This window comes from Microbulbifer celer (assembly GCF_020991125.1).
Classification (GTDB): Bacteria; Pseudomonadota; Gammaproteobacteria; order Pseudomonadales; family Cellvibrionaceae; genus Microbulbifer; species Microbulbifer celer.
Window position 1 is genome coordinate 2,824,790 of the sequence record NZ_CP087715.1, and the last position, 13,475, is coordinate 2,838,264.

Annotated in this window: 27 protein-coding genes; all 27 read right to left on the reverse strand. The window is 54.8% G+C overall.

The genetic code is table 11. From position 1 onward, the window contains the following. Positions 1 to 17: 17 nt before the first annotated feature. Positions 18 to 275, reverse strand: coding sequence for a DUF1315 family protein (locus LPW13_RS11865; protein WP_230435640.1), 258 nt, complete (start codon positions 273 to 275; stop codon positions 18 to 20). 107 nt (positions 276 to 382) lie between these two features. Then, positions 383 to 775, reverse strand: coding sequence for a 50S ribosomal protein L17 (gene rplQ / locus LPW13_RS11870; protein ID WP_230435642.1), 393 nt, complete (start codon positions 773 to 775; stop codon positions 383 to 385). Between the two features lie 121 nt (positions 776 to 896). Beyond that, entirely contained in the window at positions 897 to 1,901 is a 1,005-nt protein-coding gene (locus LPW13_RS11875) for a DNA-directed RNA polymerase subunit alpha (protein WP_230435644.1), read from the reverse strand. Between the two features lie 45 nt (positions 1,902 to 1,946). Continuing rightward, positions 1,947 to 2,567 carry a 30S ribosomal protein S4 gene (gene rpsD, locus LPW13_RS11880; RefSeq protein ID WP_230435646.1) on the reverse strand — a complete coding sequence of 207 codons (621 nt, stop codon included), beginning with the start codon at positions 2,565 to 2,567 and terminating at the stop codon, positions 1,947 to 1,949. Between the two features lie 15 nt (positions 2,568 to 2,582). Further along, the gene (rpsK, locus tag LPW13_RS11885) at positions 2,583 to 2,972 is read right to left on the reverse strand and encodes a 30S ribosomal protein S11 (RefSeq protein WP_230435648.1); all 390 of its coding nucleotides are present in this window, start codon (positions 2,970 to 2,972) and stop codon (positions 2,583 to 2,585) included. Positions 2,973 to 3,022: 50 nt separating this feature from the next. Then, entirely contained in the window at positions 3,023 to 3,379 is a 357-nt protein-coding gene (rpsM, locus tag LPW13_RS11890) for a 30S ribosomal protein S13 (RefSeq protein WP_230435649.1), read from the reverse strand. Between the two features lie 402 nt (positions 3,380 to 3,781). Next, a complete protein-coding gene (rpmJ, locus tag LPW13_RS11895) occupies positions 3,782 to 3,898 on the reverse strand; it encodes a 50S ribosomal protein L36 (protein WP_010133825.1) in 117 nt (38 codons plus the stop codon). Positions 3,899 to 3,937: 39 nt separating this feature from the next. Continuing rightward, positions 3,938 to 5,284 carry a preprotein translocase subunit SecY gene (gene secY, locus LPW13_RS11900; RefSeq protein ID WP_230435650.1) on the reverse strand — a complete coding sequence of 449 codons (1,347 nt, stop codon included), beginning with the start codon at positions 5,282 to 5,284 and terminating at the stop codon, positions 3,938 to 3,940. A 12-nt stretch (positions 5,285 to 5,296) separates the two neighbouring features. Beyond that, positions 5,297 to 5,731, reverse strand: a complete 435-nt coding sequence (gene rplO, locus LPW13_RS11905) for a 50S ribosomal protein L15 (protein ID WP_230435651.1) — start codon at positions 5,729 to 5,731, stop codon at positions 5,297 to 5,299. A 1-nt stretch (position 5,732) separates the two neighbouring features. Next, the gene (gene rpmD / locus LPW13_RS11910; protein WP_230435652.1) at positions 5,733 to 5,918 is read right to left on the reverse strand and encodes a 50S ribosomal protein L30; all 186 of its coding nucleotides are present in this window, start codon (positions 5,916 to 5,918) and stop codon (positions 5,733 to 5,735) included. A gap of 70 nt (positions 5,919 to 5,988) precedes the next feature. Further along, positions 5,989 to 6,495: a 30S ribosomal protein S5 gene (gene rpsE / locus LPW13_RS11915; RefSeq protein WP_230435653.1), complete on the reverse strand. Its 507-nt coding sequence runs from the start codon at positions 6,493 to 6,495 to the stop codon at positions 5,989 to 5,991. A 10-nt stretch (positions 6,496 to 6,505) separates the two neighbouring features. Continuing rightward, positions 6,506 to 6,856, reverse strand: coding sequence for a 50S ribosomal protein L18 (gene rplR, locus LPW13_RS11920; protein WP_230435654.1), 351 nt, complete (start codon positions 6,854 to 6,856; stop codon positions 6,506 to 6,508). A 9-nt stretch (positions 6,857 to 6,865) separates the two neighbouring features. After that, positions 6,866 to 7,399, reverse strand: a complete 534-nt coding sequence (rplF, locus tag LPW13_RS11925) for a 50S ribosomal protein L6 (RefSeq protein WP_230435655.1) — start codon at positions 7,397 to 7,399, stop codon at positions 6,866 to 6,868. 12 nt (positions 7,400 to 7,411) lie between these two features. Then, positions 7,412 to 7,804, reverse strand: coding sequence for a 30S ribosomal protein S8 (rpsH, locus tag LPW13_RS11930; RefSeq protein WP_230435657.1), 393 nt, complete (start codon positions 7,802 to 7,804; stop codon positions 7,412 to 7,414). A gap of 27 nt (positions 7,805 to 7,831) precedes the next feature. Further along, positions 7,832 to 8,137 carry a 30S ribosomal protein S14 gene (rpsN, locus tag LPW13_RS11935; RefSeq protein WP_230435659.1) on the reverse strand — a complete coding sequence of 102 codons (306 nt, stop codon included), beginning with the start codon at positions 8,135 to 8,137 and terminating at the stop codon, positions 7,832 to 7,834. A gap of 9 nt (positions 8,138 to 8,146) precedes the next feature. After that, positions 8,147 to 8,686: a 50S ribosomal protein L5 gene (gene rplE / locus LPW13_RS11940; RefSeq protein WP_230435661.1), complete on the reverse strand. Its 540-nt coding sequence runs from the start codon at positions 8,684 to 8,686 to the stop codon at positions 8,147 to 8,149. Between the two features lie 14 nt (positions 8,687 to 8,700). After that, positions 8,701 to 9,018, reverse strand: coding sequence for a 50S ribosomal protein L24 (gene rplX / locus LPW13_RS11945; RefSeq protein WP_230435662.1), 318 nt, complete (start codon positions 9,016 to 9,018; stop codon positions 8,701 to 8,703). 20 nt (positions 9,019 to 9,038) lie between these two features. Next, positions 9,039 to 9,407, reverse strand: coding sequence for a 50S ribosomal protein L14 (gene rplN, locus LPW13_RS11950; RefSeq protein WP_230435664.1), 369 nt, complete (start codon positions 9,405 to 9,407; stop codon positions 9,039 to 9,041). 56 nt (positions 9,408 to 9,463) lie between these two features. After that, the gene (gene rpsQ / locus LPW13_RS11955; RefSeq protein WP_230435666.1) at positions 9,464 to 9,727 is read right to left on the reverse strand and encodes a 30S ribosomal protein S17; all 264 of its coding nucleotides are present in this window, start codon (positions 9,725 to 9,727) and stop codon (positions 9,464 to 9,466) included. Between the two features lie 2 nt (positions 9,728 to 9,729). Then, positions 9,730 to 9,921, reverse strand: a complete 192-nt coding sequence (gene rpmC, locus LPW13_RS11960; RefSeq protein ID WP_230435668.1) for a 50S ribosomal protein L29 — start codon at positions 9,919 to 9,921, stop codon at positions 9,730 to 9,732. Then, complete coding sequence (gene rplP, locus LPW13_RS11965) at positions 9,921 to 10,334, reverse strand: 50S ribosomal protein L16 (protein WP_067087034.1); 414 nt, start codon at positions 10,332 to 10,334, stop codon at positions 9,921 to 9,923. The genes rpmC and rplP overlap by 1 nt, the downstream gene beginning before the upstream one ends. A gap of 11 nt (positions 10,335 to 10,345) precedes the next feature. After that, positions 10,346 to 11,026 (reverse strand): 30S ribosomal protein S3, encoded by a 681-nt coding sequence (gene rpsC / locus LPW13_RS11970; protein ID WP_230435670.1) that lies wholly within the window; start codon positions 11,024 to 11,026, stop codon positions 10,346 to 10,348. A 19-nt stretch (positions 11,027 to 11,045) separates the two neighbouring features. Beyond that, a complete protein-coding gene (rplV, locus tag LPW13_RS11975; RefSeq protein WP_230435672.1) occupies positions 11,046 to 11,378 on the reverse strand; it encodes a 50S ribosomal protein L22 in 333 nt (110 codons plus the stop codon). Positions 11,379 to 11,393: 15 nt separating this feature from the next. Further along, on the reverse strand, positions 11,394 to 11,672 hold the full coding sequence (gene rpsS, locus LPW13_RS11980; RefSeq protein ID WP_010133844.1) for a 30S ribosomal protein S19: 279 nt from the start codon (positions 11,670 to 11,672) through the stop codon (positions 11,394 to 11,396). 54 nt (positions 11,673 to 11,726) lie between these two features. Further along, complete coding sequence (rplB, locus tag LPW13_RS11985) at positions 11,727 to 12,551, reverse strand: 50S ribosomal protein L2 (protein ID WP_230435674.1); 825 nt, start codon at positions 12,549 to 12,551, stop codon at positions 11,727 to 11,729. Positions 12,552 to 12,565: 14 nt separating this feature from the next. Then, positions 12,566 to 12,862 (reverse strand): 50S ribosomal protein L23, encoded by a 297-nt coding sequence (gene rplW, locus LPW13_RS11990; RefSeq protein ID WP_230435676.1) that lies wholly within the window; start codon positions 12,860 to 12,862, stop codon positions 12,566 to 12,568. Beyond that, positions 12,859 to 13,473, reverse strand: a complete 615-nt coding sequence (gene rplD / locus LPW13_RS11995; protein ID WP_230435678.1) for a 50S ribosomal protein L4 — start codon at positions 13,471 to 13,473, stop codon at positions 12,859 to 12,861. The genes rplW and rplD overlap by 4 nt, the downstream gene beginning before the upstream one ends. Positions 13,474 to 13,475: the final 2 nt, after the last annotated feature.

A 13,475-nucleotide genomic window follows, 5' to 3' on the forward strand; every position in this document is an offset into this window, starting at 1 on the left:
CTATTATCTCGGCAGGACTATACCCAGTTGAGGCGCCGCTCAGTTTCCTCATTCTCGTCACCGCAGGGGGGGGGCTTCGGTGGCACATAACCCACTTGCGCCTCCTGTGGCACATTTGCGCTTTCCCAGTAGGCCACCGCCTCGCCGCACAGGGACTTCTGCTGTTCGGTCAGGGCGACGCCATTGGGCCACTTCCCCAACTCAATCGCGCGCTTTAGGCTGCCCACAATCTGGGGGTTCAGGATTTTCAGCAAATCATCCAACGACTGGAACATCTTCACTTCCGCCTAATCTGTGGATCAGATAAAAGAAAAGCCGGTCAATGACCGGCTTTCCTTTGCTCGGCACTTAAAAGTACCGATTATCCCTGAAGCGAGGTGCCTCAGGCTTCTGCTGCTTCCGCAGACTCGTCCGCTACCGGACGATCTACCAGCTCAACATAAGCCATTGGTGCCTTGTCGCCTGCACGGAAACCGCATTTCATAATGCGGATGTAACCGCCCGGACGGGCTTCGTAACGGGGACCCAGCTCGTCAAACAGCTTGCGCACGGCATCCTTATCACGGAGACGGGCAAACGCCAGACGACGGTTAGCAACACTGTCTTTCTTGGCCAGGGTAATCAGCGGTTCGGCGACGCGACGCAGCTCCTTGGCTTTCGGCAGTGTGGTTTTGATCAGTTCGTGCTCCACCAGAGAAGCAGTCATGTTCTTGAACATGGATTTGCGGTGGGCGCTGGTACGACTGAATTTACGGCCACTATAGCGATGACGCATAACTCAATTCCTCACGACTTCGATTGCTTTCACAGCAAGTCGTTTATGAGTGATGCTCGCTACTGCTCGCACCACTCGGGTTCTTCATACAGGGCGGGTAAAAACCCGCACCACAAATGCTTTACAGGGAGCTCAGCTTGCTGTCGCCTTTGAGGCTGGCCGGTGGCCAGTTCTCGAGGCGCATACCCAGGGAAAGACCGCGGGAAGCCAGAACGTCCTTGATTTCGGTCAGGGACTTCTTACCCAGGTTCGGAGTCTTCAGCAGTTCTACTTCGGTACGCTGAATCAGGTCACCGATGTAGTAGATGTTCTCTGCTTTCAGACAGTTAGCCGAACGCACAGTCAGTTCAAGGTCGTCTACCGGGCGCAACAGCACCGGGTCAACTTCCTCTTCCTTGGTTTCCGGCTGGGCATCTTTCTCGCCTTCCAGGTCCACAAACACTGCAAGCTGCTGCTGCAGAATCGTGGCGGCGCGACGGATGGCTTCCTCCGGATCCAGAGTACCGTTGGTCTCCAGATCCAGTACCAGCTTGTCCAGGTCGGTGCGCTGTTCTACACGCGCGGATTCCACACTGTAGGAAACACGGCGAACCGGACCGAAAGAAGCGTCCAACTGCAGGCGGCCAATAGCGCGGCTCTCTTCCTCTTCGTCACGGCGCGCATCGGCGGGCTGGTAGCCGCGGCCGCGCGCGACGGTGAGTCGCAGGTTGAGTTCCACATCGCCGGTAATGTTGGCGATCACATGCTCTGGATTCACGATTTCGATGTCGTGATCCACCTGGATGTCTCCAGCGGTTACCGCACCCGGGCCTTTCTTGCTCAGGCTCAGCACTGCTTGATCCTTGCCGTGCATCACCACCGCAACTTCTTTCAGGTTCAGCAGGATTTCGATTACGTCTTCCTGCACACCTTCGATTGCGCTGTACTCGTGCTCGACACCATCGATCTCGACTTCAGTGATGGCGCAACCCGGCATAGAGGACAGCAGGATGCGGCGCAGTGCGTTGCCGAGAGTGTGACCGAAGCCACGCTCCAGCGGTTCCAGAACTACTTTCGCGTGGTTCTGGTTGTACTCGGTGACGTCAATACGACGAGGTGTCAAAAACTCGTTGACAGCAGTCTGCATAGCCATACCTGTATTACAGTTTCATTCCTTAAATGGAACAGAGCCTTACTTGGAGTAGAGTTCCACAATAAGGTTTTCGTTGATCTCTGCCGGCAGATCCACGCGATCGGGAACACGCTTGAAGGTACCTTCCAGCTTGCTCGCGTTCACGTCTACCCACTCAACGTCACCACGCTGTGCAGCGAGGGAAACGGAGTTCTGGATACGCATCTGCTTTTTGGCTTTTTCACGGATCGCGATGACGTCACCTTCCTTAACTTGATAGGAAGGGATGTTCACGGTGCTACCGTTTACCAGGATCGCCTTGTGGGCAACCAGCTGACGTGCTTCAGAACGCGTAGAGCCGAAGCCCATGCGGTAAACCACGTTATCGAGGCGTTTTTCCAGCAGTTGCAGCAGGTTTTCACCAGTTGCCCCTTTCAGGCGTGCCGCTTCCTTATAGTAGTTACGGAACTGCTTTTCCAGCACGCCGTAAATACGACGAACTTTCTGCTTTTCACGCAGCTGAACACCGTAGTCTGACAGACGGCCGCGACCGGCGCCGTGTACACCCGGTTTGGTTTCCGCACGGCACTTAGATTCGTGCGGGCGAACGCCACTTTTCAGCTGAAGATCGGTACCTTCCCGACGGGAAAGCTTACATTTTGGTCCAATATATCGTGCCATTTCGTCAACCCCCTCTTACACGCGACGTTTCTTGGGCGGACGACATCCATTATGCGGGATAGGCGTCACGTCGGTGATGTTGGTGATCTTGTAGCCGCAGTTATTCAGGGCGCGAACAGCTGATTCACGGCCCGGGCCAGGGCCCTTAACTTCGACATCAAGGTTTTTCAGGCCGTACTCCTGAGCGGCAGTACCTGCGCGCTCGGCGGCAACCTGGGCTGCGAAAGGCGTGCTCTTACGAGAGCCTCGGAAGCCGGAGCCACCAGCGGTAGCCCAGCTGAGAGTGTTACCCTGACGATCAGTGATCGTAACGATCGTGTTGTTGAACGATGCGTGGACGTGGGCAACACCGTCGACAACGGTCTTTTTGACCTTTTTGCGAACAGTAGTTTTTGGCTTAGCCATACCAGTATCCTAAATCCTATACTTGTGAAGACTTGCGCGACCGTAAGTAATTACTTACGAATCGGCTTACGCGGTCCCTTACGGGTACGAGCGTTAGTCTTGGTGCGCTGACCGCGAAGCGGCAGGCTGCGACGATGACGCAGACCGCGGAAGCAACCCAGGTCCATCAAACGCTTGATGCTCATGGATACTTCACGACGCAGATCACCTTCTACGGTCAGTTTTGCAACTTCACCGCGAATGGACTCGATCTGATCTTCAGACAGGTCGCGAATTTTAGTGGATTCAGCGATACCAGTCGCTGCCAGAATAGACTTGGCCGTGGTGCGACCGACCCCAAAAATATGGGTCAGGGAGATCACGGCGTGCTTGTGGTCTGGTACATTGACACCAGCAATACGTGCCATAGAGGCATACTCCACGTATTGTGAACCGACTTGCTTATAGATAGCCGGCTCAATTTTCAATTCGGCGCTGACGGCGACTAAAAAGCCAGCAGCGCCACCAAAAAGGCGCGCAAGAATAGCTCTTCAGACACCAAATTGCAATAGCCCACCGTCCCCAGAGCCAGGCTCAGGAGAAAGCGGACGACAGTCAACGCCCCCTATTCGAGACCCAGAAGCTGACTCCCCGGTCTCCACCTCAAACCCGGAGGTTTGCGGTGCTGCCTTTTAGCACGGGGCCGCACTAAAAGGCAAATTCTTTCACGAACTATTGGTGCCGCGAACCCCTTCCCGGGATAGACACCGGACTCACCTTCCCTGGCGAGACGCCGATCAGCGCACGCAGCCTGGGCTACGCAAGCGCTATCAGCCCTGCCGCTGCTTATGACGCGGCTCGGCGCTGCAGATTACCCGCAGAACGCCTTTGCGACGTACGATTTTGCAGTTACGGCAGATCTTTTTAACAGAAGCGCGTACTTTCATGACCTTACCTCAATTCAATCCTGCTGCAGTAGCTGCCGATCAACGGCGGCCGTAGCCTTGCAGATTTGCCTTCTTCATCAACCCTTCATACTGGTGAGACAGCAAGTGCGATTGCACCTGAGCCATAAAGTCCATCACTACGACCACAACGATCAGCAGCGAAGTCCCGCCCAGATAGAACGGAATGTTCAGCCCGACTACCAGGAACTGCGGCAGCAGGGATACCAGTGCGATATAGCAAGCACCAACCAGTGTCAGACGCGTAAGCACGGTATCGATATAACGTGCAGTCTGCTCACCAGGGCGGATACCGGGTACATAAGCACCGGATTTCTTCAGGTTATCTGCAACTTCATTGGGGTTGAACATCAACGCCGTGTAGAAGAAACAGAAGAAACCGATCAACAGCGCAAACAGAATAATGTTCAGCGGCTGTCCAGGGCCCAGCTGCAGTGCCATCCACTGCAGGATCTGAGCACCAATACCTTCACCACCCTGACCGAACCACTGCGCCAATGTGGCGGGGAACAGCAGGATACTGCTGGCGAAGATCACCGGAATTACACCGGCCATATTGACCTTCAGAGGCAGATGACTGGACTGTGCAGCGGGCGCCTGGGAGTAGCGACCGGCCTGGCGACGCGCGTGGTTGATAGTGATTCGGCGCTGACCGCGCTCCATCACCACCACGAAGTACACCACTGCCAGCGCCACAAAGCCGATGGCCAGCAACATCAGGATATGTAACTCACCCTGACGCGCCTGTTCGAATGCCTGGCCAATTGCACTGGGCAGTCCCGCGACGATACCGGCAAAAATCAGCATAGAGATGCCGTTGCCAACACCGCGCTCGGTGATCTGCTCACCCAGCCACATCATGAACACAGCACCGGTTACCAGCGAGACGACCGCTACAAAGTAGAAGCCAAATGCGGGTTCCGCGGAGTAAGCCAGGTTCTGACCGGCAAGCCCGAAGGTCATGCCGATACCCTGGATCAGTGCCAGCAACACCGTAAGATAACGAGTGTACTGGTTGATCTTACGCCGACCGGCATCGCCTTCTTTCTTCAACGCCTCCAGTGAAGGTGTTACCGCGGTCATCAACTGCATGATGATGGACGCGGAGATGTAAGGCATGATGCCGAGCGCAAGAATACTCATCCGCTCCAGTGCGCCACCAGAGAACATGTTGAACAGGCCCAGGATCGTGCCCTGGTTCTGATTAAACAGGTTCGCCAGCTTTTCCGGATCAATACCGGGCACCGGAATATGGGTCCCTATGCGATATACAAGTATCGCGAGAAACAGAAAACGAAGGCGAGCCCAAAGCTCGCCTAATCCCTTGCCGTTGCCCAGGGAGTTAACACCAGATCCTGGTCGTGCCATTGGGGCCTCGATTTAGTCTTCTACTTTTCCGCCAGCAGCTTCAATGGCTGCTTTAGCACCTTTGGTGACACCCAGACCTTTAACGGTAACCGCTTTGGTCAGCTCACCAGAAAGGAACACTTTGGCGCGTTTAATGTGGCTGCCGATAATATCGGCATTTTTAAGCGCTGCCAAATCAATCGTGTCACCTTCTACCTTTGCCAGTTCCGCCAGACGTACTTCGGCCACAAAACGGCCAACGCGCGAGGAGAAACCATACTTCGGCAGGCGCTTCTGCAAAGGCATCTGACCGCCTTCGAAGCCCGGACGTACACTACCGCCGGAACGGGACTTCTGGCCCTTGTGGCCGCGACCGCCGGTTTTACCCAGGCCGCTACCGATACCGCGACCAACGCGCTTGGCGTCGTGCTTGTGACCTTCAGCGGGAGACAGTTCATTCAAACGCATGTTACGCCCCCTCCACTTTTAGGAGATAGTTCACTTTATTGATCATGCCGCGCACAGAGGGGGTGTCTTCCACCTCCACAGTGTGACCGATACGGCGCAGACCCAGACCCGCAACACATGCCTGATGGTTTTTCAGGCGACCAGCGATGCTTTTGATCTGGGTGACTTTGATGGTCTTCTTAGCCATGACTCATTCACTCAAAACAGGGTTTGGTTCAGGGTGGGCGGCAATCCGCTCACCCCGGACGAAAACCAGATCAGTTCAGGATTTCTTCCACAGACTTGCCACGCTTGGCAGCAACGTCTTCCGGGCTGTTCATCTGGCCCAGCGCACTGAAAGTAGCGCGAACGACGTTTACCGGGTTGGTAGAGCCGTAGCACTTGGCCAGTACGTTGTGGACGCCAGCCATTTCCAGTACGGAGCGCATCGCACCGCCGGCAATAACGCCGGTACCCTGGGAAGCGGGCTGCATGTATACCTTGGAACCACCGTGGCGACCATTGGTAGCGTACTGAATAGTGTCACCGTTCAGGTCTACCTGGATCATGTTGCGACGCGCGGCTTCCATCGCCTTTTGAATCGCGACAGGCACTTCACGCGCCTTGCCACGACCAAAGCCGACACGGCCATTGCCATCGCCAACTACGGTCAGCGCGGTGAACGCGAAAATGCGGCCACCTTTTACAGTCTTAGCAACGCGATTGACCTGGACCAGCTTCTCCTGCAGGCCTTCGTCGTTGCTTTTGTCTTTCTCTCTAGCCATAACTCAACCCTTAGAATTTCAGACCGGCTTCACGGGCAGCGTCAGCCAGGGCCTTTACACGGCCATGGTATTTGAAACCGCTGCGATCGAAGGCTACCGCTTCAACACCGGCGGCCTTGGCACGCTCAGCGATCAGGGAGCCAACAGCTTTTGCAGCGTCGACGTTACCGGTTTTGCTTTCACGCAGGTCCTTGTCCAGAGTAGAGGCTGTGGCCAATACCTTGTCGCCATCGGCAGACAGGATCTGTGCGTAAATGTGGCGGGGAGTGCGGTTCACTGTCAGGCGAACGGCGCCCAGCTCACGGAACTTGGCGCGGGCACGACGTGCACGACGCAAGCGAGATTGCTTCTTAACGTTCATATCTATGCCTTACTTCTTCTTGGCCTCTTTGCGATACACGCGTTCTTCGGCGTAACGGACACCCTTACCTTTGTAGGGCTCCGGCGGACGGAACGCGCGGATCTCAGCGGCCACTTGACCTAACAGCTGCTTGTCGCTGCTCTTCAGTACGATTTCAGTCTGGCTCGGAGTCTCGGCGGTAACGCCTTCCGGCAGTGCATAGTCTACCGGGTGAGAAAAACCGAGAGTCAGGTTAACGGACTTACCGGATGCTTTCGCACGGTAACCTACACCGTTCAGCTGCAGTTTCTTTTCGAAACCCTGACTGACACCGACCACCATGTTGTTAACCAGCGCACGGGTAGTACCCGCCAGTGCACGCGCGGCTTTGGAGCCATTGCGCGCAGCAAAGGTCAGCTGGTTCTCTTCCTGCTTAACTTCCACATCAGAGTGGATATTGAAGTTCAGATTGCCGTTACCACCTTTTACAGCGATATCCTGACCTTTGAGGTCAATGGATACGCCAGCGGGGATCTGAACTGGATCATTTGCTACTCGAGACATTTCAACCCCCGCTTAGAATACGGTGCAAAGCACTTCGCCGCCGATACCGGCCTGACGGGCCGCACGATCGGTCATCACACCTTTAGAGGTGGAGACGATCGCAATACCCAGACCGCCGCGAACAGAAGGCAGCGCTTTTTTACCGGCGTAGTTACGCAGGCCAGGACGTGAAACACGATCCAGCTCAGCAATTACCGGCTTACCCTGGAAGTATTTCAACTCAATGGTCAGTTCAGGCTTGGCGCCTTCACTGACGGCCACGTCAGTAACGTAACCCTCGTCTTTCAGTACGTGGGCTACGGCTACTTTCAGTTTTGAAGAAGGCATAGAAACACTGCCCTTGCCGCGGCCCAGGGCGTTGCGGACACGGGTCAGCATATCTGCCAACGGATCTTGCATACTCATTACTTAAGACTCCTCAAGTCTGCCGTATTACCAGCTGGATTTAACCAGGCCGGGGACATCACCACGCATGGCTGCTTCACGCAGTTTGTTACGGCACAGGCCGAATTTGCGGTAGACAGCGTGGGGGCGACCAGTAATACGACAGCGACGTTGCTGACGTACCGGGCTTGCATCGCGCGGCAGTTGTTGCAGCTTGAGTTGAGCCTCCCACTTCTCCTCATCGGAAGTAGTGGTACTGGCGATGATCGCCTTCAGCTCTTGACGCTTTTCAGCGTACTTAGCTGCGGTTCGAGCGCGCTTGTCTTCGCGCGCAATCATGGATTTCTTCGCCATGGAATCCTCTTAACCCTTAAACGGGAAGTTGAATGCTTTCAGCAGTGCACGACCTTGGTCGTCGTTGGCTGCTGTAGTAGTGATACAAATATCCAGACCGCGGATTTTGTCTACTCGGTCGTAGTCAATTTCCGGGAAGATAATTTGTTCGGTTACACCCATCGAGAAGTTACCACGACCGTCGAACTGCTTCGGGCTGATGCCACGGAAGTCGCGGATACGCGGAATCGCGATACCGATCAGACGCTCCAGGAACTCATACATGCGCTCACCGCGCAGAGTTACCTTGCAGCCGATCGGCCAACCATCACGAATCTTGAAGCCCGCAATTGACTTGCGCGCTTTGGTGATGATGGGTTTTTGACCAGTAATCGCTGTCATGTCACTGACAGCATGTTCCAGTACCTTTTTGTCACCAATGGCTTCACCAACACCCATGTTGATGGTGATCTTGGTAATGCGCGGCACTGCCATCACGTTCTCAACACCCAGCTCATCTTTCAGCTTGGGCGCGAGTTCACTTGTGTAGAGCTCTTTAAGCCTTGCCATGTTTTCCACCTGACTTATGAGTCAACGGCTTCGCCGCTGGATTTGAAGACGCGGATTTTAGTGCCGTCTTCCAGTACTTTGAAGCCTACCCGGTCAGCTTTCTGGGTATTCGGGTTGAAGATAGCTACGTTGGAAGACTGGATAGCAGCCTCTTTCTCAACAATGCCACCGGCAACGCCCAGTTGCGGGTTCGGTTTCTGGTGTTTCTTGATCATCTGGACACCGGCAACAATCAGACGGCCATCGTTCAGCACCTTACGTACGGTGCCACGCTTGCCCTTGTCGCGACCGGCGATAACGATCACTTCGTCGTCACGCTTGATCTTGCGCATAACTTTTCTCCGCTCGTGGCTTAGATAACTTCGGGAGCCAGTGAGATGATCTTCATGAACTTCTCACCGCGCAGCTCGCGAGTTACCGGGCCAAAAATACGGGTGCCGACCGGAGCTTGGTTCTGGGTCAGCAGCACCGCTGCGTTATCGTCAAACTTGATCAGGGAACCGTCCGGGCGACGCACACCTTTCTTGGTGCGAACCACTACCGCGTTCATAACCTGACCCTTTTTCACTTTACCGCGAGGAATTGCTTCCTTGACGGTTACTTTGATGATGTCGCCAACGCCAGCGTAGCGACGGTGGGAGCCGCCCAGCACCTTGATGCACATGACACGGCGAGCCCCACTGTTATCGGCTACTTCTAAGTAGGATTCTGCTTGAATCATTGTTCCTCTCCGAAGATCCTTTTAGATCTTCACAGTCAATGTCAATGCGCTAGGGGTTAAACCTTCGCGGCACGCTCTACAATTTTCTGCAAGGCCCAGGACTTACTCTTTGACAGAGGACGAGATTCTTCAATGGTTACAACATCACCGATGCCGCAATCATTGTTTTCGTCGTGTGCCTTGAGCTTGGTGGACTTGCTCACGATTTTACCGTAGATCGGGTGCTTAACACGGCGCTCGATCAAAACGGTGATGGTTTTATCCATCTTGTTACTAACGACCTTACCAGTCGCAGTACGCTTGAGTTTTGCTTCTGCCATGATTAATTACCTGCCTTCTCGGTCAACACAGTCTTAATGCGAGCAATGTCGCGACGAGTCTGCTTCAGCAGATGAGTCTGAGTCAGCTGACCTGTGGACATCTGCATGCGCAGCTTGAATTGCTCTTCAAGCTGGCTCAGCAGTTCCTGGTTCAGTTCCTCAACTGACTTTGAGCGTAGATCTGCAGTCTTCATTACATCACCGAACGCTTAACGAAAGTTGTTTTTACAGGCAGCTTGGCCGCAGCGAGCTCAAAAGCTTCGCGAGCCAGATCTTCGGATACACCTTCCATTTCATAAAGGACTTTACCCGGCTGGATCTGTGCCACCCAATATTCTACGTTACCCTTACCTTTACCCATTCGAACTTCGAGGGGCTTACTGGAAATGGGCTTGTCCGGAAACACACGAATCCAGATCTTACCGCCACGTTTTACGTGACGGGTCATCGCGCGACGAGCCGCTTCGATCTGACGCGCAGTAATGCGCCCACGACCGATGGCCTTCAGGCCGAACTCGCCAAAGCTCACTTTAGAGCCGCGCTGGGAAAGACCGCGGTTGCGACCCTTCTGTACCTTGCGGAATTTTGTACGCTTTGGTTGTAGCATCTGCGCACCCCTTACTTAGCAGCTTTTTTGCGGGTCTTCGCAGGCTTTTCTTCGGGGATCTCGTCGCCGATGACTTCGCCTTTGAAAATCCAAACTTTCACACCGATGATGCCGTATGTCGTACTGGCTTCAGCAGTGTTGTAATCGATGTTCGCACGCAGGGTGTGCAGCGGCACACGGCCTTCGCGGTACCATTCAGTCCGGGCAATTTCGGCACCGCCGAGACGACCACCAACCTGAATCTTGATACCTTCAGCGCCCTGGCGCATAGCATTCTGTACCGCACGCTTCATAGCGCGACGGAACATCACACGACGCTCCAGCTGCTGAGCAACGTTCTGGGCTACCAGGGCAGCGTCCAGATCCGGCTTGCGTACTTCCTCGATGTCGATGTGCACCGGCACACCCATCTTGGCGCTAACCTCGTTGCGCAGACGTTCTACGTCTTCACCTTTCTTACCGATCACGATGCCCGGACGCGCAGTGTGAATAGTCACACGAGCGGTGTTGGCCGGACGCTCAATCTCGATACGGCTCACGGAAGCGTGGGCCAGTTTTTTGCGAATGAATTCGCGAACTTTCAGATCCGTGTACAGCTTGTCTGCGTACTCGTCACTGCCGGCATACCAAACAGAGGTATGCTTTTTAACGATACCCAGACGAATGCCGGTAGGATTTACTTTTTGTCCCATGGTTGTCTCGCCTGCTCTCTTATTTCTCGGCTACTTTCACAGTAATGTGACAAGTACGCTTCAGAATACGATCAGCACGACCTTTCGCGCGCGGTTTGATGCGCTTCATGGTCATACCCTCATCCACGAAGATGGTGGAAACTTTCAGTTCGTCAACGTCGGCACCTTCGTTGTGCTCGGCATTGGCGATTGCGGATTCCAGAACCTTCTTGACGATCGCAGCACCTTTCTTGTGACTGAAGGCCAGAACGTCCAGGGCTTCCTCGACACCTTTGCCGCGAATCTGATCAGCTACCAGACGCGCCTTTTGTGCCGACAGACGAGCACCGCGTAATTTTGCTTGTACTTCCATCTCTATAACCTCGGCTTAGCGCTTCTTCGCTTTCTTGTCCGCAGCGTGGCCGCGGTAAGTGCGGGTAGCCGCGAATTCACCCAGTTTATGGCCAACCATTTCTTCGTTGACCAATACGGGCACGTGTTGACGACCGTTGTGAACGGCAATCGTCAGGCCCACCATCTCCGGCATAACCATCGAACGGCGAGACCAGGTTTTAATCGGTCGACGATCATTTTTTTCGATCGCCGCCTCCACCTTTTTGATCAAATGCAGATCAATAAAGGGACCTTTCTTTAATGAGCGTGGCACTTTAGATTCCTCTTTAGCTGCTCACACATCGCGCGGCTACTCTCTATAAGAGAATTACTTGCCGCGACGACGTACAATCATGTTGTCGGTGCGCTTGTTCTTACGCGTTTTCTTACCCTTGGTCGGAACACCCCAAGGCGTCACAGGGTGACGACCACCAGAGGTACGACCTTCACCACCACCGTGCGGGTGGTCTACCGGGTTCATCGCCACACCGCGAACGGTCGGGCGAACACCGCGCCAGCGTTTGGCACCAGCTTTACCCAGCTTGCGCAGGCTGTGCTCAGAGTTGCTCACTTCACCCAGGGTGGCGCGGCACTCGGACAGAACTTTACGCATTTCACCAGAACGCAGACGGATAGTCGCGTACTGACCTTCACGGGCAACCAGCTGTACAGAGGTACCGGCAGAGCGGGCCAACTGAGCACCTTTACCAGGCTTCAGCTCGATCGCGTGAATCACGGAACCGACCGGGATGTTACGCAGCGGCAAAGTGTTACCCACTTTGATCGGCGCAGCGTCACCGGACTGGACCTTGTCACCAGCTTTCAGGTGCTTCGGCGCAAGAATGTAACGACGCTCACCGTCGGCGTAACAAACCAGAGCGATATGCGCGCTGCGGTTCGGATCGTATTCCAGGCGCTCAACGGTGGCCGGAATGCCATCTTTGTTGCGCTTGAAATCCACTACGCGGTAGTGATGCTTGTGACCACCACCAATGTGGCGAGTGGTGATGCGACCGTTGTTGTTACGACCACCGGACTTGGACTTCTTCTCCAGCAACGGCGCGTAAGGAGCACCCTTGTGCAGGTCAGCGTTGACAACCTTGACCAGGTGACGACGGCCGGCAGAGGTCGGTTTTGATTTTACAATAGCCATTGTAACTGTCCCCTTTACTCAGCAGCTTCAAAGTTGATGTCGCTGCCCTCGGCCAGACGAACGTAGGCTTTTTTCCAGTCGTTACGCTGGCCCATGCCGTAGCGAGTACGTTTGGTTTTGCCTTTAACGTTCACGGTGCGAACCTGCTCAACAGATACATTGAACAGCTTTTCTACCGCGGCCTTGATCTCAGCCTTGGAAGCGTCGGTGGTTACCTTGAACACTACCTGGTTGGCGACATCCGCCAGCACAGCAGCTTTCTCGGAAATTACCGGGCCCAGCAGGACTTTGTAAATTCGCTCTTGGTTCATCCCAGCACCTCATCAATTTTCTTCAGTGCAGAAACGGTAACCACGACCTTGTCAAAGCGAATCAGGCTTACCGGATCGATACCCTGTACATCGCGAACATCGATCTTGTGCAGATTGCGTGCGGCCAGGTAGAGGTTTTCATTGACCTCTTCGGTCACGATCAACGCTTCTGACAGATCGTACTGGGCAAGCTTGGTTACCAGCTGCTTGGTTTTCGGCGCTTCCACGTCGAAAGACTCAACAACAACCAGGCGCTCCTGACGAGCCAGCTCAGAGAGAATGCAGCGCAGTGCAGCGCGGTACATTTTCTTGTTCAGCTTAACGCTGTGATCACGCGGTTCAGCAGCGAAAGTTACGCCACCGGAGCGCCACAGCGGGCTGCGGATGGTGCCAGCACGAGCGCGACCGGTACCTTTTTGGCGCCAAGGCTTCTTGCCGCCACCGGAAACCGCAGCGCGGTTTTTCTGGGCCTTGGTGCCCTGGCGCGCGCCAGCCATGTAGGCGACGACGGCCTGGTGTACCAGGTCCTGGTTGAACTCACGACCGAAAGCCACTTCAGAGACAGCTACAGTGCCTTTGGCGCCTTCGGGAGTAGCGATATTCAGTTCCATAT